The organism is Paracoccus sp. R12_2, assembly GCF_017744015.1.
Taxonomy (GTDB): domain Bacteria; phylum Pseudomonadota; class Alphaproteobacteria; order Rhodobacterales; family Rhodobacteraceae; genus Paracoccus.
On record NZ_JAGHRA010000015.1, the window covers coordinates 32,531 to 51,493 of the forward strand.

Here is an 18,963-nt window from a genome sequence, read left to right on the forward strand (position 1 = left end):
CCGCCATGTCCGACGCGCCGAAGAAAGTCGTCCTCGCCTATTCCGGGGGGCTCGACACCTCGATCATCCTGAAATGGCTGCAGACCGAATATGGCTGCGAGGTCATCACCTTCACCGCCGATCTGGGTCAGGGAGAGGAGCTGGAACCCGCGCGCCAGAAGGCCGAGATGCTGGGCATCGCCCCCCAGAACATCCATATCGAGGATCTGCGCGAGGAATTCGTGCGCGATTTCGTCTTCCCGATGTTCCGCGCCAATGCCTTGTACGAAGGACTTTACCTGCTGGGCACCTCGATTGCCCGGCCGCTGATTTCCAAGCGGCTGGTGGAACTGGCCCATCAGCACGGCGCCGATGCGGTGGCCCATGGCGCGACCGGCAAGGGCAACGACCAGGTCCGCTTCGAACTGTCCGCCTATGCGCTGGACCCGGCGATCCGGGTCATCGCGCCCTGGCGGGAATGGAACCTGTCCTCGCGCACGAAACTGCTGGAATTCGCCGAACAGAACCAGATCCCCATCGCCAAGGACAAGCGCGGCGAGGCGCCGTTCAGCGTCGATGCCAACCTGCTGCACACCAGCAGCGAGGGCAAGGCGCTGGAGGATCCCGCCGTCGAGGCCCCGGAATATGTCTATCAGCGGACCGTGAACCCCGAGGACGCCCCCGACACGCCCGAATATATCGAGGTGACCTTCGAACGTGGCGACGCGGTGGCGATCAACGGCGCCAAACTGTCGCCCGCCACGATCCTGACCGATCTGAACCAGTACGGGCACAAGCATGGCATCGGCCGGCTGGATTTCGTCGAGAACCGCTTTGTCGGCATGAAGTCGCGCGGCATCTATGAAACCCCCGGCGGCACGATCCTGCTGGAGGCCCATCGCGGCATCGAACAGATCACGCTGGACAGCGGCGCAGGCCATCTGAAGGACAGCCTGATGCCGCGCTATGCCGAATTGATCTATAACGGCTTCTGGTTCAGCCCCGAACGCGAGATGCTGCAGGCCGCCATCGACAAATCGCAGGAACATGTCACCGGCACCGTCCGGCTGAAACTCTACAAGGGCAGCGTCACCTGCGTCGGCCGCTGGTCGGATCACTCGCTTTACAGCGAAGCCCATGTCACCTTCGAGGACGACGCCGGCGCCTATGACCAGAAGGACGCGGCGGGCTTCATCAAACTGAACGCCCTGCGGCTGAAACTGATCGGCAATCGCAACGCGCGGGTGAAATAAGGAAAGAGAGATGGGGCCGCGCCTGCCGCGCGGCCCCGTTCCCGGCGGACGGAGGATGGCCATGGCGAGCCCGGACTATGCCCTGACGATGGCACGGTATAACCGCTGGCAGAACGCGAACCTGCTGCGTGCGGCGGACAGGATCGGCGTCGATCAGCTTGCGCTGGACAGGGGCGCGTTCTTCGGATCGATCGAAAAGACCTTTCATCACATCTACTGGGCCGACCGGATCTGGATGAGCCGCTTTTCCGATGTCACGGCACCGGCGGGCGGCATCGCGGACTCGGTGAACTTCGACGGCGGCTGGGACGATTTCCGGGACGCGCGGACCGATCTCGACGACAAGATGCTGACCTGGGCCAAGGGCGTCCGGGCAGACTGGTTTGACGGCGATCTGACCTGGTTTTCGGGCGCGATGGGGCGCGAACTCAGCAAGCCAAAGCGCCTCGTGGTGATGCATATCTTCAACCACCAGACCCATCATCGCGGCCAGATTCACGCGATGCTGACCGCCGCCGGGGAACGGCCCGGCGACACCGACATCCCGTTCATGCCGGACGACTACGCGACGGCGTGATCCTCCGCGTCGCAACGCCCCAGACCGAAAGGCCCCGCCCATGACCCGTCCCGCCCGCATCGCCATCCTGACCGTTTCGGACCGTGCTGCGCGCGGCGAATACGCAGACAAGGGCGGGCCGGGTGCCGAGGAGTGGCTGCGCGACGTGATCACCTCTCCGGTCCAGATCGATCGCCACATCGTGCCCGATGGCCGCGATGTCGTGGCCGCGAAGCTGCGCGATCTGGTTGAGGGCGGCGCCGACCTGATCCTGGTGACCGGCGGCACCGGCCCCGCGCCCCGCGATCAGACGCCCGAGGCGGTCATGGACATCGCCCACCGCGAATATCCGGGCTTCGGCGAGGAAATGCGCCGCGCCAGCTTGCGCGAGGTGCCGACCGCGATCCTGTCGCGCCAGACGGCGGTCAGCCGCGATGCCACGCTGATCATCACCATCCCCGGCAAACCCTCGGCCATCGCCACCTGCCTGAACGCGGTGTTCGCGGCGGTGCCCTATTGTCTGGACCTGCTTGGTGCCGGCTATATCGACACTGACCCGGCGAAGATCCGGGCGTTCCGCCCGAAGGCAAAGTGACCTGTGCCGGCACCGGAAAGCCGGTGTGTTCGTCACTTCACGATCTTGCAAGCATCCCCACGCGCTGCGCGGCGACCGCCTCAGCCGGATTTCTTGCGGGATGGGCGCGCCTTGGGCTCGACCTGTGCCTGTGCGTCTGCCGCGCGCTTTTCGTCCCGTTCCAGCCGTGCCTCCTTCAGCTTTGCTGATTGCTCGTCCCGGCGCGCCCGATCCTCGTCGATGATCTGCATGGCGGCCGCGGTCGTGCGGTCCTGAAGCGTTTCCGGCGGTTTGAAATACTGGCCGAACAGCGGGCTTGGTTTGCTTTTGCGCGTCACATGGCTCTCCCTGAAAATATTGGCATGCGGTGTGAAGGTCCCGACGGGCGGGGTTCTGTGCCCCGGATCCGGTGTCGTCGGGAATCCCCGGTGCCGTATCTATGACGGTTTGCGTCGCGGCCGTGATGTAGGCTTGGGCGGGTGATGATCGCAAGATCTCCGTGACGCCCCGCGAAAATGCCGGGTTACACCCCTCTATATGGGAAGTCTGCGGCAGAATACATCCTTGTCATCGCCGATTGTCGAACCATGCGACCCGCAACAGGGTCAGGCGACCGTGCGTTGCCTGTGTACGCGCTGTGCACGCCCGGTGCCGCCCCGGTGGACGGGATGTGCAGCGAAAAATCCAGCAATTCCTGGGCCTGTCGCGGATGGACGTGGTAAACCGGCCTCACGCAACGCCCGCCCCGTTGCGCAACGCCTCAGCCGCCGAACAGTCGCAGCGCAAGGGGGGCGATGATCGCCGTCAGCACCGCGTTCAGCCCCATGCCGATGCCGGAAAAGGCGCCCGCGGTCTCGTTCACCTGAAAGGCGCGGGCGGTGCCGATCCCGTGCGCCGCGACGCCCACCGAAAACCCCCTTGCGCGCCAGTCCCTGACCCGCAGCGCGTTCAGCAGCGGCGTGACGATGATCGCACCGAAGATGCCGGTCAGCAGGACCAGTGCGGCGGTCAGCGTGGGCTGGCCTCCGATCCGTTCCGCGATGCCGATGGCGACCGGCGCGGTGGTGGATTTAGGTGCCAGCGACGCCAGCACAGAGCCTTGGATTCCAAAGGCTTTCGCAATCGCCAGCGCCGAGAGGACGGCGACCGACGATCCCACGACAAGCCCCGCCAGCATCGGCCAGGCGGCCTTCTTGACGCGCGGAAGATTGTCGTAAAGCGGCAGTCCCAGCGCCACTGTTGCAGGCCCCAGCATGAAGTGGACGAACTGCGCGCCCTCGAAATAGGTCGCGTAATCCGTGCCGGTGCCCCACAGCAGCAGGCCAAGCACGACAACCGCGATCAGCACCGGATTCGCCCAGCTTTTCCTGTGGGTTGCGCGAAATACGGCGTCGCCGATCAGATAGGCGACCAGCGTCGCGGTCAGCCAAAGCAGCGGACCTTCGGACAGATAGGACCAGATCAGCAGCGGATCAGTCATCGCCGGGTGCTTTCATCGCCGACGGATCCTCGGACCCAGTCAGCCGTGCCACCGCGGTGAAGGCCAGCGCGCCTGCGCCGATGGCCAGCACCGTCGATCCCGCCAGCGCCAGTGCAAGCCCAAGCCCGTATTCGCGCAGCAATCCCCAATGCGCGACGATGCCCACGCCCGCCGGAACGAAGAACAGCGACAGATGTTGCAGCAGCCCCAGCGTCGTGGGCCGGATCCGTTCGGCGATCGACGGTCGCAGGATGCAGGTCGCGACAAGCAGCAGCAGCCCGACGACGGGGCCGGGCAATGGCAGGTCTAGCGCTCGGGCGGCGATTTCACCGACAAGCTGGAAGGACAGGATAATGGCAAGCGTCGCGATCATGCCGGGACGCTAGCGCCGTCCGTGCATTTAGGCCAGCGGCATCACGACGGGCGCGCATCTTGTGGATAACTATTCGTGCGATCCCATATCTGGGGTTTTGGTTGACTTGTTGCGGTGGCAGGGCGACAATTCCCTAATCGAGCAGAACATGACGGAGCGCCAGCGTGCGATTCGACCGACTCCGCCTCAACGGCTTCAAGAGCTTTGTCGACCCCACGGATCTGGTGATCCGCGAGGGTCTGACCGGCGTGGTGGGGCCGAATGGCTGCGGCAAGTCGAACCTGCTCGAGGCGCTGCGCTGGGTGATGGGCGAAAATCGTCCCACCGCCATGCGCGGCGACGGTATGGAGGACGTGATCTTCGCCGGAACCTCGCGCCGCTCGGCGCGCGGCCATGCCGAGGTATCGTTGACCCTTGATAACCGCGACAGGCTGGCGCCGGCGGGCTTCAACGACGAAGATCATTTCGACATCGTTCGACGCATCACCCGCGATGCGGGGTCTGCCTACAAGATCGCCGGCAAGGATGTGCGGGCGCGCGACGTGCAGATGCTGTTCGCGGACGCCTCGACCGGGGCGCATTCACCCGCGCTGGTCCGGCAGGGACAGATCAGCGAACTGATCAACGCCAAGCCGAAAAGCCGCCGCCGGATCCTGGAAGAGGCCGCCGGGATCAGCGGCCTGTATCAGCGTCGGCACGAGGCCGAATTGAAGCTGAACGGCGCCGAGAACAACCTGACCCGCGTTGATGACACGCTGGACCAGTTGACGACGCAAGCCGCAAGCCTCGCCCGACAGGCGCGCACGGCCGCCAAATACCGAGAGATCGGCGCGGCCCTGCGGCTGGCCGAGGGTGTGCTGCTGTATCGTCGATGGGCCGAAGCCGAGGCCGCGCGGCTGGCGGCAGCCGAAGCGATGGCCGAAGCCGTAAAGGCGGCAGGTGCCGCGGAAACCGCATCAAGCGAGGCCAGTGCACGGCGTGAGGCCGCGGACCAGGCGCTGCCACCGCTGCGCGAAGAGGAACAGGTTGCGGCGGCGATCCTGTCGCGGCTGGTCGTCGAACGCGAGGCGCTGGACGAGGCCGAGGCGCGGGCCGCCGACACGGTTCGTGCGTTGGCCGCGCGCATCGCACAGCTTGATCGCGACATCGAACGGGAAGAGGCGCTGAACCGCGATGCGGGCGAAGTCGTGGAACGCTTGTCGTGGGAGAAGGCCGAGCTGGAGAAATCCGGTCAGGGCCATGACGGACGGCTGGATGCGGCCGCTGCTTGGGCGGACGAAGCCGCCGAGGCACTGCGCGAGGTCGAAGGGCGGCTTGCCGAACTGACCGACGAATCGGCGCGGCTTGCCGCGCGGCACCAATCGGCGGAACGGCTGGTGTCGGATCTGCGGGCAATGCTGGAGCGCGCGGAACGCGCCGCCGCCGAGGCCGATGAGAATGCGCAGCGCGCCGCTGCGACCGGCGCCGACGCCGAACAGGCGCTGCGCGACGCCGAAGCAGCGCTGGAGGCCGCAAGCCAGCGTGCCGAAGCCGCGGAGGATGCCTTGGCCGACGCCGAGGCCGCGCGGGCAGAGGCCGAGACGGGCGAAGCCGCTGCCCGTGCCGCAAGGTCCGAGGCAGAGGGCGAATCCGGTGCGCTGGCGGCCGAGATGGCGGCGCTGCGTCGGCTGGTCGAACGTGGTCAGTCCGATGGCCACGCGATCCTTGACCGGGTGCGGGTGGCCAAGGGATACGAGGTCGCTTTCGGTGCGGCGCTTGGCGATGATCTGCGCGCCGGGCTGGCCGAGGATGGCGAAACCGGCTGGCATCTGCTGCCGGGTTGGGACACGCCGCAGGCGCTGCCGCAAGGCGCGACGCCGCTGGCGGAACAGGTTTCCGGCCCGGACGCCCTTGCCCGGCGGCTGTCGCAGGTGGGGCTGGTGGCGAATGCCGCATCTGGTGCCGCGATGCAGGCCGATCTGAAGCCCGGTCAGCGGCTGGTGACGACCCAGGGCGATCTTTTCCGCTGGGACGGAATGCGGGTGATGGCGGGGGATGCGTCGTCGTCGGCCGCGCTGCACCTGCAAAAGGTCAATCAGCTGAACGAGATCACCACGCAGGCCGAAGAGGCGGAGGCCCGTGCCGCGACCGCGGCCGAGGCGCATGACGCGGCCAAGGCCCGGCTGGCCGATGCCGCAGGGCGCGAGAAATCCGCCCGCGACGCCCGGCGCGATGCGGAAAGACTGCTGTCGGATGCCTCGCGCGCGGCGACCCGGGCGGAGTCGGATCTGGCGATGGCTGTCAGCCGCGCGGAATCCGCGCGCGGCGAGGTCGCCCGGCATCAGGCTGACGCGCAGGACGCCCGTAGCCGGCTGACGCAGGCGGAACGCGCGCTGTCGGACCTGCCCGATCGCGGCGACGCAGCGGCAGCGGTCGAGAATGCCCGCACCGGCGTCGAGGCCGCGCGCATCGCCACCATGACACGCCGTGCCGCACTGGACGAACTGCGCCGCGAAGGCAATGCGCGGATCAAGCGGCTGCAAGAGATCGCCAAGGAAGAATCGGGCTGGAAGCTGCGGCTGCAACAGGCCGGCACGCGCGCCTCGGAACTGGCCGCGCGCCGCGACGGCACGGCCGACGAACTGGAAGGAGCCGAGGCACAACCCGCCATTCTTGCCGAGAAACGCGATAGCCTGTCCGAGCGTGAGGCCGAGGCCGAGGCCCGCATGACCCGCGCCCGCGAGGCGCTGTCCGTGGCCGACGATGCGGCCCGGTCGGCCGCCCATGCCGAACGCGATGCCGAGCGCGCCGCATCCGAGGCGCGCGAGATCCGCGCCGCCCGCGAGGCACGGGCCGAAGCTGCGCGCGACAGCGAAGCCGCGGCGCGCGCGCGCATCCGCGATGAGACGGAAGGCACGCCACAGGCCCTGCTGGACAGTCTGGGCGATGCCGACACCGACACGCCGGCGACCGCGCTGGAAGACAAGATCGCCCGCCTGCGCACCCAGCGCGACGGGCTGGGCGCGGTCAATCTGCGCGCCGAGGAGGACAAGCGCGAACTGGAAGAGGAACGCGACCGGCTGGCAGGCGAAAAGACCGATCTGGAAGAGGCGATCCGCAAGCTGCGCGCCGGGATCGGCAGCCTGAACCGCGAGGGTCGCGAACGTCTTTTGGCGGCCTTCGACACGGTGAACGCAAACTTCACGACGCTGTTCACCAGCCTGTTTGGAGGCGGTGAGGCGCGTCTTGTGCTGGTCGAATCCGACGACCCGCTGGAAGCCGGGCTGGAAATCATGTGCCAGCCGCCGGGCAAGAAACTGTCCACGTTGTCGCTGCTGTCGGGCGGTGAACAGACGTTGACTGCGCTGGCGCTGATCTTTGCGGTGTTCCTTGCCAACCCGGCCCCGATCTGCGTCCTGGACGAGGTCGATGCGCCGCTGGACGACGCCAATGTCAGCCGGTTCTGCGACCTGCTGGACGAAATGACCCGCCGCACGGAAACCCGCTTCCTGATCATCACCCACCATGCGGTGACCATGGCGCGGATGGACCGGCTGTTCGGCGTCACCATGGTCGAGCAGGGCGTCAGCCAGCTTGTCAGCGTCGATCTGAAACGTGCCGAGGCTCTGGTCGCCTGACCTGGGTCGCGCTAGGCTGCGCACCGAATCCGGCCTGTCCGGAGCCACAGCTTGACGAGGACCATCATGAGCATCGAAGCGACCCTTGCCGAAAAAGGCATCACCCTTCCGGACGCGCCCGCGCCGGCGGCGAATTATGTGCCCTTCGTGAAAAGCGGGAACCTGATCTTCGTGTCGGGCCAGATCAGCGCGGACGAGAACGGGCTGATCAAGGGCAAGTTGGGCGACGGCATGTCGGTCGAGGACGGCGCTGCCGCCGCCCGCCGCTGCGGGCTGTCCTTGATTGCGCAACTGAAAGCCGCGATCGGCGATCTGGACGGCGTCAAGCGGGTCGTGAAGCTGACCGGCTTCGTGAACTCGACCTCCGACTTCACCGATCAGCCCAAGGTCATCAACGGCTGTTCCGACCTGATGGTCGAGGTGTTCGGCGATGCCGGACGCCACGCCCGCGCCGCCGTCTCGGCCCCGTCGCTGCCGCTTGGCGTCGCGGTCGAGATCGAGGCGATCTTCGAGGTCGCGTGATGGCCGGCCTGCCGCCCGAATTCCTGCGCCTGCCCATCGCGCATCGCGGCCTGCACGGCGAGGGCGTGCCCGAAAACAGCCTGGCGGCCGCGACGGCGGCCATCGAGGCGGGATATGCCATCGAGATGGACATCCAGCCCGCTGCGGGTGGTGTGCCGATGGTGTTTCACGACTATGACCTTTCGCGGCTGGCGGGCGATCAGGGGTTCATCGCGGATATCGACCCCGACGACCTGGCCGGGATGCGGCTTCTGGACAGCGACGAGCAGATCCCGACGCTGGCCGCCATGCTGCGGCTGGTTGACGGGCGGGTGCCGCTGCTGATCGAGATCAAGGATCAGGACGGTCGCCTTGGCCCGCATATCGGTGATCTGCCCGGTCACGTCGCCGACCAGGTGAAGGGCTATCAGGGTCCGGTCGCGGTGATGTCGTTCAATCCGCATGTCGTGAAGGCGTTTCACGATCTGGCGCCGGATATCGCCGTCGGCATCACCTCTTGCGGTTTTCCGGGCAAGGACTGGCCCGCGCTGGACGAGGAGACGCGCAAGCGTCTGGCCGACATCGACGATTTCGCGGATTGTGGCGCGTCCTTCATCTCGCATGACAGGCAGGATCTGACCAACCCGCGTGTCGATGCCTTGAAGGCACAGGGCGTGCCGATCCTGTGCTGGACAGTGCGCAGTCCCGAACAGGAGGAGGCCGCGCGCCGTGTCGCCGACAACATCACCTTCGAAGGCTATGCCCCGCAAATCTGAGAGTATCGGGCGCCGCGGAAAATCCGCGGCGCCTCTTTGCGTCCCGCGATGGCCGGGGGAGTTGCACCCCCCGGGCCCCCTGCGCGGGCGGGCCGTTCGAGGCCGCATGCCCTGTACAGGCCGCGCCGCATCCCGTGATGACACGGCGGGCTGACAAACCGGATCGCAACGCATAGCTTGCCACGCATGAGCGCGCCTCTGACCCTGACCACGCATCCCGCCATTGCCGCCATCCCGCCCGATCGCTGGGACGCGCTTGGCGACGGCAATCCGTTTACCGCCCACCGGTTTCTGCATGCGCTGGAAAGCTCTGGCTCGGTCGGCAAGGGCACGGGCTGGCAGCCGCTGCATCTGACGGTCGAGCGCGGGGACGAGATCGTGGGCGCCGCGCCGCTTTATGCAAAGTCCCACAGCCAGGGCGAATACATCTTCGATCACGCATGGGCACAGGCCTATCTGCGCGCCGGTGGTGACTATTACCCCAAGCTGCAATGCGCGGTGCCGTTCACACCCGCATCCGGCGCAAGGCTGCTGTCGCCAGATCCCGCTGTGCGGCAGGCGCTTCTGGCCGGGATGACGCAGATTGCGGAACGGGGCGGGGCGTCGGGTGTGCATGTCACCTTCTGCACAGAGGCAGAGGCCGGGCTGGGGGCGGACGCGGGTTTCCTGCCACGCGTGACCCAGCAGTTCCACTGGTTCAATCGCGACTATCAAGACTATGACGATTTTCTGGCCGACCTGTCGTCGCGCAAACGCAAGGCCTTGCGCAAGGAGCGTCAGCGCGCCCGGGAATTCGGCGGCACGATCCGGCACCTGACCGGCGACGATCTGCGCCCCGAACATTGGGATGCGTTCTGGGTCTTCTATCAGGATACCGGCAGCCGCAAATGGGGCACGCCCTATCTGACACGCGCCTTCTTTGACGAGGTCCAGCGAACCATGCGCGATGACGTGCTGCTGGTGCTGGCCGAACGCGAGGGACGTCCGGTCGCGGGGGCGCTGAACTTCATCGGGCCGGACGCGCTATACGGTCGTTATTGGGGCTGTGTCGAGGATCACGCCTTCCTGCATTTCGAACTGTGCTACCATCAGGCGATCGACTATGCGATCGCTCACGGTCTGGCGCGGGTCGAGGCTGGGGCGCAGGGCGAACACAAGCTGGCGCGGGGGTATCTGCCTGCCGAAATCCATTCGTTGCACTGGGTTCGCGACGAGGGTTTTCTGCGCGCACTGGCCGAATATCTGGATCAGGAACGCGCCGCCATGGGGCAAGAGATCGAATTTCTGACCGATTGGGGCCCGTTCCGAAAATCGGGCTAGCCGCGCAACGGCAGGGGTGGAGAGCGGACACATAAGTCGCCGGGCCGGAATCCCTTGGCCTGAGGGCCCAGTGTGTGACCAATCTATGCGATTGGGCCCGTGCCCAAACCGTTTGGCGACGCCTTGTCCGGGTTGGTCGCGCCTATATATGCGACCAGGCTCGATTTCGCCGCCTGCCGGGATGGAGCGCAAGAGACGAAATCGAGCCTGGTGGTGTTGAAGGCGCCGACCTTGAAGTCAGTCGGCCAGGACGCCGCGATCAGACTTTCTCAAGCAGCGCCTCGCCGGCACTGACGCTGCATGTGCCGGGCGAATCCTCGACATCGATGACCTCGACAGCGCCATCGCGCAGCAGGGCGGCAAAACGCTTGCAACGCCCGAACAGACCTGCCGGTGGCGCATCGAAATCCAGGCCCAGTGCCTTGGTCACCTGTCCGTCGGCATCGGCCAGGACGTCGATTCCGGCGTCGGGTGCGCCGGTCGCCTTGGCCCATGCGGCGCACACGAAAGGATCATTGACCGTCAGGCAGACGATCCGCGAAACGCCCTTGTCGCGAAACTGCTGCGCGGTCCGGATGAAGCTGGGCATATGCGCGTTGGTGCAGGTGCCGGTGAACGCGCCGGGCAATCCGAAAACGGCCACGCGCCCGCTGGCCAGTTCGGCGGTATCCACCGCTTCGGGGCCGTCTGCCCCGACTTTCAGCAATTGACCTTCGGGAAACTTGTCGCCGGGCTGGATGCTCATTGCGTACTCCATGAATTGCAACGGATTCGCGCCGACTATAGGCTGCGGTCGAAAGACAGGCCAGCGGCGGAAAAATCTTATGCGTATCGTGATCCTTGGGGCAGGGCAGGCTGCGGCATCCATGGCGGCGCGCCTGCGGGCCAAGGGGCATGACGGGCCGTTGACAGTGATCGGCGCCGAGTCGGTCGCCCCGTATCAGCGCCCGCCACTGTCCAAGGGATACCTGCTGGGGCAGATGGGGTTGGACCGGTTGCTGCTGCGCACGCCTGAATGGTGGGTCGAACAGGGCATCGATCTGCGCCTGTCGGAGACCGCCACCGCCATCGACACCGCCGCGCGTCTGGTCACCACGGATCGCGGCAGCGTTGAATACGACGCGCTTGCGCTGACGCTGGGGTCGGCGCCGCGCCGACTGCCTGCCGAGATGGGTGGCGATCTGGCCGCCGTGCATGTCGTGCGCAGCCTTGCCGATGTCGATGCAATCCAGCCCGAGATGCGCCCCGGCCGCCGCCTGATCGTGATCGGTGGCGGCTATATCGGGTTGGAGGCCGCAGCCGTAGCCCGAAAGCTGGGGCTCGAGGTGACGCTGCTGGAATCCGCGCCGCGCATCCTGGGCCGCGTCGCCGCGCCCGAGACGGCCACGATGATCCGCGACCTGCACCTGTCCCGCGGGGTCCGGATCCGTGAAGCCGTCAGCATCGACCGGATCACCGGCACCGACCGCGCCACGGGGGTGGTCCTTGCGGACGGGCAGGAACTGCCCGCCGATCTGATCGTGACCGGCATCGGCGTCTTGCCGGAAACCCGGCTTGCGCAACAGGCGGGGCTGACAATCGACAACGGCATCACAACGGACGATCGCGGTCTGACCTCGGATCCGGCGATCTGGGCGGCCGGAGACTGCGCAAGCTTTCCGTTCCAGGGCGAACGGATCCGACTGGAAAGCGTTGGCGGCGCGATCGACATGGCCGAGGCGGTCGCCGACAACATGCTGGGGGCAGACCGGTCATACGAGGCAAGGCCATGGTTCTGGTCCGACCAGTTCGACGCCAAGCTGCAGATCGCGGGTCTTGGAACCGGCTACGACCAGATCGTGACGCGCAAGGCCGACGGCATGCATGGCGGATCGGTCTGGTATTTCCGCCTGGATCGCCTGATCGCGGTGGACGCGCTGAACGACGCCCGCGCCTACATGATCGGGAAAAGGCTGATCGAGGCCGGTCGCTCGCCCGATCCACAGGAAATCCGGACCGCCACGAACCTCAAGGCGCTGATGTGACCTTCCTCTTTGCCGAAATACCCTCGGGGGGGGCGGGGGGCAGACAGCCCCCCGGCTGTCGCGGGACGCAATCATGAGGATCGTCGGCGGCAATCTGCGCGGCCTGAAGCTGGCCGAACTGGGCGATGGCGACATCGCGGCGCATCTGCGTCCCACCACCGACAGGGTGCGCGAGGCGATCTTCAACCTGCTGACGAACGGGGCACAGGGCAATCCGGTGCCGGGCGCGCGGGTGCTGGACCTTTTCGCTGGGACCGGCGCGCTGGGACTGGAGGCGTTGTCGCGCGGCGCGGCGCGCGCAGCCTTTGTCGATGACGGTGTGAAGGCGCGGGCGCTGATCCGAGCCAACGTCGAAAAGGCGCGGGCGATGGGCGTGACCGATTTATGGCGTCGCGATGCGACCCGGCTGGGGGTCAACCGTGCCGCGCCCTACAACCTGATCTTTCTCGATCCGCCCTATGGTCAGGGGCTGGGCGAACAGGCGGTCGCCTCGGCCCTGCAAGGGGGGTGGGTCGCGCCCGGCGCGATCCTGGTCTGGGAAGAGGCCCGTCCGCCGCTGGTGCCCGCGCCACTGATGCAGATCGATCAGCGGCGCTATGGTGACAGCGTGGTCACACTGGTGCGGGCACCCGACGATCTGGCCTGACATGCGTGCGGACCCGAATTGCTGCCATGCATTCATGGCTTTCGTCTTGTGTGACCGACGCCATTGCGCATTCAGGCCGGCGATCTGTCGGCACCGCGACCGGACCCGTGATCGTCCCGACAGGAAAGCCCTGATGCGGAATCCTTCGGCGGCGGGGCGCCGCGATCACAGAAGCTTCAGCCATGCGTCACGCGGTCGTCACAGTCCTGCCTAGGATAGCGTGATCCCGCGCCGCGAAGCGGTGCGGTGTTCAACGCGATCTGCAGGGATGGAAGCTATGAGCTGGAATATTGGCGGCTGGGGTGGACACGCATCGTTGTCGGGCCTTGGGGATTGGGGCAAGGCGTTTGATCGGCTGGAGTCGTTCAGCCACAAGTTCGACCTCGACTGGTCGGCAAAACCGTGGTTCGGTCATGGACCGGGCAAGGGATGGTGGTGGGATTGCCGCCCCGACAAGCCGGAACCCGACAATGCCGCGCCACTGGCGGCTGACGACTATCTGCGCACGGATGATCGGCGATTCTCGGTCGATGTGCTTGCCAATGACAGCGACTCCGATGGCGACAAGCTGACGATCACCCACATCAACGGGATCGAAGTTGGCCGTCGCGACAAGGTCTTGTTGAAGAACGAGGACGGCGAAAAGCTGGGCTGGGCCAAGCTGAACAAGCAGGGCGAAATCGTCATTCACAAGTTCAAGAATGTCGATCAGATCGACCTGAGCTATACCGTGTCTGACGGCAAGGGCGGCGAGGATGAAGGCAAGCTGACCGTAGGCAACGCGGACAGCACCTTCCGCCTGAACCTGCTGCATTTCACCGATCAGGAGGCCGGTGCCCGCGCGGTCGAGGACGCGCCGCGCCTGTCGGCGGTGCTGAACGCCCTGCGTGACGAGGACGTGGATGCCGATGGCACGCTGACGCTGTCATCGGGCGATGCCTATATTCCGGGCCTGTTCTTCGACGCATCCGCTGATGTCTATGATGCGCCGGGCGTCGCCGACATCCTGATCCAGAACGAACTGGGTGTGCAGGCCGTGGCGCTTGGCAACCACGAATTCGATTTCGGCACCGCCACGCTGGCCGGTCTGATTTCGGGCGATGCGGCCGAAGACTTTGCGGGCACAGCCTTCCCCTATCTGTCGGCCAATCTCGATTTCTCGACCGACCCCAATCTTGCGCCGCTTGCAGTGGCCGGTGGTCAGGCCCCGTTGGCCAACACCGTCACGTCTTCGGTGGTGCTGGAATCGGGTGGCGAACTGATCGGCGTCGTCGGCGCGACAACCCCGACGCTGGACCGCATTTCCAGCCCGGGATCAGTGGGAATTCTTCCCGAATGGGCCGATACCACCCCGACCGAGGCCGAAATCGCCGCGCTGGCCGAACTGATCCAGGCCGAGGTTGATGCGCTGCTGTTGGCCAATCCCGGCATGAACAAGGTGGTGCTGCTGGCCCATATGCAGCAGCTTTCCATCGAACAGGCGTTGGCGCCGTTGCTGGAGAATGTCGATATCATCGTCGCTGGCGGATCGAACACGCGCCTTCTGGATGAGAACGACCGCTTGCGCGACGGCGACACCGCGCAGGGCCCGTATCCGATCTTTGTCGAAAACGCCGCCGGGACCACGACCGCGATCGTGAATACCGATGGCAGCTACAAATATGTGGGCCGCCTGGTCGTCGATTTCGACGCCGACGGCAACATCATCCCCGCCAGCTATGATGCGGATGTCTCGGGCGCCTATGCGACCGATGCGCAGGGCGTTGCTGACTTGGGCGCCGAAGATCTGGTCGATCCCGAGATCCAGCAGATCGCGGACAGCATCCTTGATCAGATCCTTGCGTCGGAAGGCAATGTCCTTGGTGTCTCGAACGTTTTCCTGAACGGAAACCGCTCGGGGATCGATACCGCGGCCGATCCCGACGGCGTGCGAACGCAAGAGACCAATCTGGGCAACCTGACCGCGGACGCCAATCTTTCCTACGCCAACGATGTGCAGGACGACGTCGATGTCTGGCTGTCGCTGAAGAATGGAGGCGGAATTCGCGCCTCGATCGGTGAGATCGTCGTGCCCGCAGGCGGGTCCGAGGCCGTGCGGACCGTCAATGCCGAAGTGCGCGACGCCGAAGGCAATGTCGTGAAGCCCGAGGGCGGCATCAGTCAGAACGACATCCAGACAGCGCTGGCGTTCAACAATGATCTGTCGGTCGGCATGCTCAGCGCGGCAGAGATCGCGACATTGCTGGAATACGGCGTTGCCGGCCTGCCCGACGCGAATGGGCGCTTCCCGCAGATATCCGGGATCCGGTTCAGCTTCGATCCGACGGCGGATGCGGGCGACCGCATCGACGACGCCGTCTTCATCGATCCGGAGACCGGCGAGATCCGCGGTGTGCTGATGAATGACGGCGAGATCGTGAATCCCGGTCAGGAATACGGCGTCGTGACGCTTGGCTTCCTGGCGACCGGCGGCGACGGCTATCCGTTCCCGACCGGTGATGATCTTGATTTCGTCTCGTTGACGAATGGCGGCGGTCGCAGCGGCGACGCGACCTTCGCCGACGACGGCACCGAACAGGACGCGTTCGCCGAATATCTTCTGGCCAATCATGCCACGACCGAGACCGCGTTTGACGATGCGGATACCGGTCGCGACATGGACAGCCGGATCGTTAACCTGGCGTGGCAGGACGGTCTGGCGCTGGATACCGCGGTGGACGAATTCCTGTTTGCCGCCTGATCCTCTCCGACCATCGCCCGCCGCGCATGAATTGTGCGGCGGGTTTGACCGCACGGATCAGGACGCCGCGATCCGGCGATACTCGGTCAGGCGGCAGATCGGATCTTCCTGCCGCAGAACGCGGCTGTCAGTGACCATCCAATCGACCGGGTTCAGCGCGGGAAAGAACGTGTCCGCCCCCTCGACGCGGGTCTCGACCGTGGAGAGCAGGATGCGATCGGCAAGCGGCATCATCTGGCGATAGATTTCGCCTCCGCCTATGCAATACACGCGCTGATAGCCCGCCGTCCGTGCGACGCTCAGCGCGTTGTCGAAGGTGGTGAAGATGGCACCCTGCCGGTCATCGCCTGATGCGCGAGAGATGACGATGTTCAGCCGGTTGGGCAGCGGCCTTTTGGGCAGGCTTTCCCATGTCTTGCGGCCCATCACGATGGCGCCGCCCGTCGTCTCGCGCTTGAAGAAGGCGAAATCCTCGGGGATGTGCCAGGGGATGGTGTTGCCACGGCCGATGGCGCCATTCAGATCCTGGGCTGCGATCAGGGTCAGCATGACGATCAGACCGCAACCGGCGCCTTGATCGCGGGATGCGGATCATATCCCTCGATCACGAAATCCTCGAAGCGGAAATCGGACAACTCGGCGACCTGCCGCGCGATCGTCAGACGCGGCAGCGGACGAGGCGCGCGGGACAGTTGCTGTTTCACCTGTTCCATATGGTTGTCATAGATATGCGCGTCCCCGATCGTGTGGACGAAATCGCCCGCGCGATAGCCCGTCACATGGGCCAGCATATGGGTCAGAAGCGCATAGCTGGCGATATTGAAGGGCACCCCAAGGAACATGTCGCCCGAGCGCTGATAAAGCTGCAGATGCAGTTTTCCGCCCAGGATCCTGACCTGCCACAGCGTGTGACAGGGGGGCAGCGCCATCTGCCGCAGTTGCAGGGGGTTCCAGCCGGACACGATCAATCTGCGGCTATCCGGCGTGGTTCTGATGGCGTCGATCAGCGACCGGATTTGATCGGCCTCGACAGGGGCTTCGGTTCCGACCTCGGTGCCGAAGCGGCGCCATTGATGGCCATAGATCGGCCCCAGATCGCCGTTCTCATCTGCCCATTCGTCCCAGATCGAAACGCCGTTCTCCTTGAGATAGCCGATATTCGTGTCGCCCGACAGGAACCACAGCAATTCATGAATGATGGATCGCAGATGCAGCTTCTTGGTCGTGACCAGCGGAAACCCCTGCGACAGATCGAACCGCATCTGCATCCCGAACATGGACCGGGTGCCCGTCCCGGTCCGGTCGGTCGAATTTTCGCCGTTCGCAAGCACGCTGGCCAGCGCATCCAGATATTGCTGCATCAGTTCCCCTGCGGCTGAACCGTCCCGATGCGAAACAGCTATCTTTCTTGGCGGCCCGTGCCAAGAAGGGAAGCTAGAACAACAGATCTCCGTCGCTCAGCGGGCGGTCGTCGGCCAGAACGATATGCAGATCGGAAACGCCGTCTCCGTCCAGATCAGCGAACAGGTGCAGCTTGTCGTTCCTCTCGACCGCGCGAAGGACACCTTCCTCCAATGATCCACGCCCGCGACGGAAGTCGTCCAGACCCAAATTTCGCAGGTCAAGAAGATCCTGGCTGCGCGTGAAGTCGCGGATCAAGTCCACATCGCCGCGTCGAATATCCTGTGATCGGAACACAAACACATCCGCGCCTGCGCTGCCGCTCATGATGTCTGTTCCGCGACCGCCGCGCAGGCGGTCGTTTCCGCCCCCGCCGGACAGCGAATCGTCGCCATGATCACCCCATATGATGTCATCGTCGGCGTGCCCCCACAGCAGGTCGTTCCCGGATTGCCCTCGCAGGCGGTCATTGCCAGTCCCGGCCAGCATCCTGTCATTGCCACTGCCGCCGCGAAGAATGTCGCTGTTCGGACCGCCGTCAAGAAAGTCCGCGCCATTGTCGCCGATCAGCAGGTCCGCACCCAATTGACCATACAACCGGTCATTGCCGGAACCGCCGTCAAGATTGTCGCTGTCGTTGCCGCCGTGCAGAGTGTCCGCGCCACCCGACCCCGCCAGCCTGTTGGCGGCGCGGTTTCCCAGGATCACGTCATCGCCGCTGCCGCCGCGGGCATTTTCGATCAAGGTGCCATAGGCGATCCCCAGCGTGCCGTGCCAGCCCAGCACGTCCGAAAAAGACCCGGGCTGCAGATCGATGCGTTGATCGTGCGGGTCGCGGGACATGTTCAGCATATCGATGCCCCCGGTGTCGTGGATCGTCAGCAGGACCGGCTGAAGATCGCTGCGGTTGTCCAGCAGGTCGCTGAACTCTTGATAGATGTCCGTCGCTGTGCCGTCGAAACCATAGACATCGCCGCGCTTTTCGACCTTCGGCGTCCCGTAAAGCCGATGGATCGCCAGAATATCCGCGGGCATCGGGGTCAGCACATAACCATAGCTGGCGCTGACATTCGGGTTCTCGAATGGTGCGAAATACGACATGACCGACATCTGCCAGCTGTCCAGCGCGAAATTCTGATCCCCCCAGCCGGCCGATCCGTTGTAGTTTCCGGCATGTCCCAGGCCCAGGGCATGACCGATCTCGTGAATCCAGGTCTGCGTGTAGTAGCTGACAGTCTCGCTTCCATAGGCGTTCAGCCAGTCGCGCCCGACATTCGCGACCGACCACAGCAGGGTATGATCATTGGATCGGTAACCATAGGAATAGGCGCCGACATCGCTGTCGGTCAGGTGCAGATCGTGATTATTCGCCGTGCCGTTCATCGCGAATCTCAGCCCCGAGACCGCACTCCAGGCATCCAGCGCAAGCCTGACGATTCCGCGATCCGCGCCGGTCGTGAAATCCGTGTAAACGCGCAGCGCATCACCGGTCTGCACATCGAAAGAGGCAGCAGGGTAGCCCGCATCGTTGAAATAGCCGGTGGTCAGATAATTCGCGATTCGAGAGGCGTCCGCATACGACATCACAAAATTCCTTCTCAAATTGCGTGTGCATTAGCGCCTTGCGATTCGTCGCTCAAGCTGCAGACGGCCAATTTCGGAGTGATTGAAATTCAAATGCAACACAGCTGTTTCATTGCAGAGCATAGCATGGCTATTTGGA

17 protein-coding genes are annotated in these 18,963 nt (G+C 65.1%); 10 read left to right on the forward strand and 7 right to left on the reverse strand.

The features are described from left to right. The first annotated feature begins 5 nt into the window (after nucleotides 1–5). The 3 genes from J7359_RS15765 to mog all read left to right on the forward strand — a co-directional run bounded on the left by J7359_RS15765 (nucleotide 6) and on the right by mog (nucleotide 2,383). Nucleotides 6–1,232: an argininosuccinate synthase gene (locus tag J7359_RS15765; protein ID WP_209058044.1), complete on the forward strand. Its 1,227-nt coding sequence runs from the start codon at nucleotides 6–8 to the stop codon at nucleotides 1,230–1,232. Between the two features lie 61 nt (nucleotides 1,233–1,293). Further along, nucleotides 1,294–1,809 carry a DinB family protein gene (locus J7359_RS15770; protein ID WP_209058045.1) on the forward strand — a complete coding sequence of 172 codons (516 nt, stop codon included), beginning with the start codon at nucleotides 1,294–1,296 and terminating at the stop codon, nucleotides 1,807–1,809. A 40-nt stretch (nucleotides 1,810–1,849) separates the two neighbouring features. Beyond that, a complete protein-coding gene (gene mog, locus J7359_RS15775; RefSeq protein WP_209058046.1) occupies nucleotides 1,850–2,383 on the forward strand; it encodes a molybdopterin adenylyltransferase in 534 nt (177 codons plus the stop codon). 80 nt (nucleotides 2,384–2,463) lie between these two features. Here the strand turns inward: mog and J7359_RS15780 are convergent, their stop codons facing one another. The 3 genes from J7359_RS15780 to J7359_RS15790 all read right to left on the reverse strand — a co-directional run bounded on the left by J7359_RS15780 (nucleotide 2,464) and on the right by J7359_RS15790 (nucleotide 4,215). Further along, nucleotides 2,464–2,700 carry a hypothetical protein gene (locus tag J7359_RS15780; RefSeq protein WP_209058047.1) on the reverse strand — a complete coding sequence of 79 codons (237 nt, stop codon included), beginning with the start codon at nucleotides 2,698–2,700 and terminating at the stop codon, nucleotides 2,464–2,466. A 422-nt stretch (nucleotides 2,701–3,122) separates the two neighbouring features. Next, nucleotides 3,123–3,842 carry an LrgB family protein gene (locus tag J7359_RS15785; protein ID WP_209058049.1) on the reverse strand — a complete coding sequence of 240 codons (720 nt, stop codon included), beginning with the start codon at nucleotides 3,840–3,842 and terminating at the stop codon, nucleotides 3,123–3,125. Then, a complete protein-coding gene (locus J7359_RS15790; RefSeq protein ID WP_209058051.1) occupies nucleotides 3,835–4,215 on the reverse strand; it encodes a CidA/LrgA family protein in 381 nt (126 codons plus the stop codon). Before J7359_RS15790 ends, J7359_RS15785 begins: the two co-directional genes overlap by 8 nt. 164 nt (nucleotides 4,216–4,379) lie before the next feature. On the opposite strand from J7359_RS15790, the gene J7359_RS15795 reads away from it, so the two are divergent. The 4 genes from J7359_RS15795 (at nucleotide 4,380) to J7359_RS15810 (ending at nucleotide 10,429) form a co-directional block, all read left to right on the forward strand. Then, a complete protein-coding gene (locus J7359_RS15795) occupies nucleotides 4,380–7,832 on the forward strand; it encodes an AAA family ATPase (protein WP_209058053.1) in 3,453 nt (1,150 codons plus the stop codon). Between the two features lie 66 nt (nucleotides 7,833–7,898). Beyond that, the gene (locus tag J7359_RS15800; RefSeq protein ID WP_209058055.1) at nucleotides 7,899–8,354 is read left to right on the forward strand and encodes a RidA family protein; all 456 of its coding nucleotides are present in this window, start codon (nucleotides 7,899–7,901) and stop codon (nucleotides 8,352–8,354) included. Beyond that, complete coding sequence (locus tag J7359_RS15805) at nucleotides 8,354–9,109, forward strand: glycerophosphodiester phosphodiesterase family protein (protein WP_209058056.1); 756 nt, start codon at nucleotides 8,354–8,356, stop codon at nucleotides 9,107–9,109. The genes J7359_RS15800 and J7359_RS15805 overlap by 1 nt, the downstream gene beginning before the upstream one ends. A gap of 186 nt (nucleotides 9,110–9,295) precedes the next feature. Beyond that, the gene (locus tag J7359_RS15810) at nucleotides 9,296–10,429 is read left to right on the forward strand and encodes a GNAT family N-acetyltransferase (protein WP_209058057.1); all 1,134 of its coding nucleotides are present in this window, start codon (nucleotides 9,296–9,298) and stop codon (nucleotides 10,427–10,429) included. Between the two features lie 259 nt (nucleotides 10,430–10,688). Here the strand turns inward: J7359_RS15810 and J7359_RS15815 are convergent, their stop codons facing one another. Beyond that, entirely contained in the window at nucleotides 10,689–11,174 is a 486-nt protein-coding gene (locus J7359_RS15815; RefSeq protein WP_209058058.1) for a peroxiredoxin, read from the reverse strand. Nucleotides 11,175–11,253: 79 nt separating this feature from the next. Between J7359_RS15815 and J7359_RS15820 the strand changes: the two genes are divergently transcribed. The 3 genes from J7359_RS15820 to J7359_RS15830 all read left to right on the forward strand — a co-directional run bounded on the left by J7359_RS15820 (nucleotide 11,254) and on the right by J7359_RS15830 (nucleotide 15,839). Beyond that, nucleotides 11,254–12,453 (forward strand): FAD/NAD(P)-binding oxidoreductase, encoded by a 1,200-nt coding sequence (locus J7359_RS15820; RefSeq protein ID WP_209058059.1) that lies wholly within the window; start codon nucleotides 11,254–11,256, stop codon nucleotides 12,451–12,453. A gap of 73 nt (nucleotides 12,454–12,526) precedes the next feature. Continuing rightward, nucleotides 12,527–13,099: a 16S rRNA (guanine(966)-N(2))-methyltransferase RsmD gene (gene rsmD / locus J7359_RS15825; RefSeq protein WP_209058060.1), complete on the forward strand. Its 573-nt coding sequence runs from the start codon at nucleotides 12,527–12,529 to the stop codon at nucleotides 13,097–13,099. 277 nt (nucleotides 13,100–13,376) lie between these two features. After that, on the forward strand, nucleotides 13,377–15,839 hold the full coding sequence (locus J7359_RS15830; RefSeq protein WP_209058062.1) for a 5'-nucleotidase C-terminal domain-containing protein: 2,463 nt from the start codon (nucleotides 13,377–13,379) through the stop codon (nucleotides 15,837–15,839). A 57-nt stretch (nucleotides 15,840–15,896) separates the two neighbouring features. Here J7359_RS15830 and J7359_RS15835 read toward each other — a convergent pair whose 3' ends face one another. From J7359_RS15835 to J7359_RS15845, 3 genes are all read right to left on the reverse strand, one after another. Further along, nucleotides 15,897–16,388, reverse strand: coding sequence for a dihydrofolate reductase (locus tag J7359_RS15835; protein WP_209058064.1), 492 nt, complete (start codon nucleotides 16,386–16,388; stop codon nucleotides 15,897–15,899). Between the two features lie 5 nt (nucleotides 16,389–16,393). Further along, nucleotides 16,394–17,200, reverse strand: coding sequence for a thymidylate synthase (locus tag J7359_RS15840; protein WP_209058066.1), 807 nt, complete (start codon nucleotides 17,198–17,200; stop codon nucleotides 16,394–16,396). A 73-nt stretch (nucleotides 17,201–17,273) separates the two neighbouring features. Beyond that, entirely contained in the window at nucleotides 17,274–18,824 is a 1,551-nt protein-coding gene (locus J7359_RS15845) for a M10 family metallopeptidase (RefSeq protein ID WP_209058068.1), read from the reverse strand. Nucleotides 18,825–18,963 lie beyond the last annotated feature (139 nt).

Coding starts and splice junctions, on each gene's coding strand:
- J7359_RS15765 (WP_209058044.1), top strand. CDS start 6: ATGTCCGACGCGCCGAAGAAAGTCGTCCTCGCCTATTCCGGGGGGCTC.
- J7359_RS15770 (WP_209058045.1), top strand. CDS start 1,294: ATGGCGAGCCCGGACTATGCCCTGACGATGGCACGGTATAACCGCTGG.
- mog (WP_209058046.1), top strand. CDS start 1,850: ATGACCCGTCCCGCCCGCATCGCCATCCTGACCGTTTCGGACCGTGCT.
- J7359_RS15785 (WP_209058049.1), bottom strand. CDS start 3,842: ATGACTGATCCGCTGCTGATCTGGTCCTATCTGTCCGAAGGTCCGCTG.
- J7359_RS15790 (WP_209058051.1), bottom strand. CDS start 4,215: ATGATCGCGACGCTTGCCATTATCCTGTCCTTCCAGCTTGTCGGTGAA.
- J7359_RS15800 (WP_209058055.1), top strand. CDS start 7,899: ATGAGCATCGAAGCGACCCTTGCCGAAAAAGGCATCACCCTTCCGGAC.
- J7359_RS15805 (WP_209058056.1), top strand. CDS start 8,354: ATGGCCGGCCTGCCGCCCGAATTCCTGCGCCTGCCCATCGCGCATCGC.
- J7359_RS15810 (WP_209058057.1), top strand. CDS start 9,296: ATGAGCGCGCCTCTGACCCTGACCACGCATCCCGCCATTGCCGCCATC.
- J7359_RS15815 (WP_209058058.1), bottom strand. CDS start 11,174: ATGAGCATCCAGCCCGGCGACAAGTTTCCCGAAGGTCAATTGCTGAAA.
- J7359_RS15820 (WP_209058059.1), top strand. CDS start 11,254: ATGCGTATCGTGATCCTTGGGGCAGGGCAGGCTGCGGCATCCATGGCG.
- rsmD (WP_209058060.1), top strand. CDS start 12,527: ATGAGGATCGTCGGCGGCAATCTGCGCGGCCTGAAGCTGGCCGAACTG.
- J7359_RS15830 (WP_209058062.1), top strand. CDS start 13,377: ATGAGCTGGAATATTGGCGGCTGGGGTGGACACGCATCGTTGTCGGGC.
- J7359_RS15835 (WP_209058064.1), bottom strand. CDS start 16,388: ATGCTGACCCTGATCGCAGCCCAGGATCTGAATGGCGCCATCGGCCGT.
- J7359_RS15840 (WP_209058066.1), bottom strand. CDS start 17,200: ATGCAGCAATATCTGGATGCGCTGGCCAGCGTGCTTGCGAACGGCGAA.
- J7359_RS15845 (WP_209058068.1), bottom strand. CDS start 18,824: ATGTCGTATGCGGACGCCTCTCGAATCGCGAATTATCTGACCACCGGC.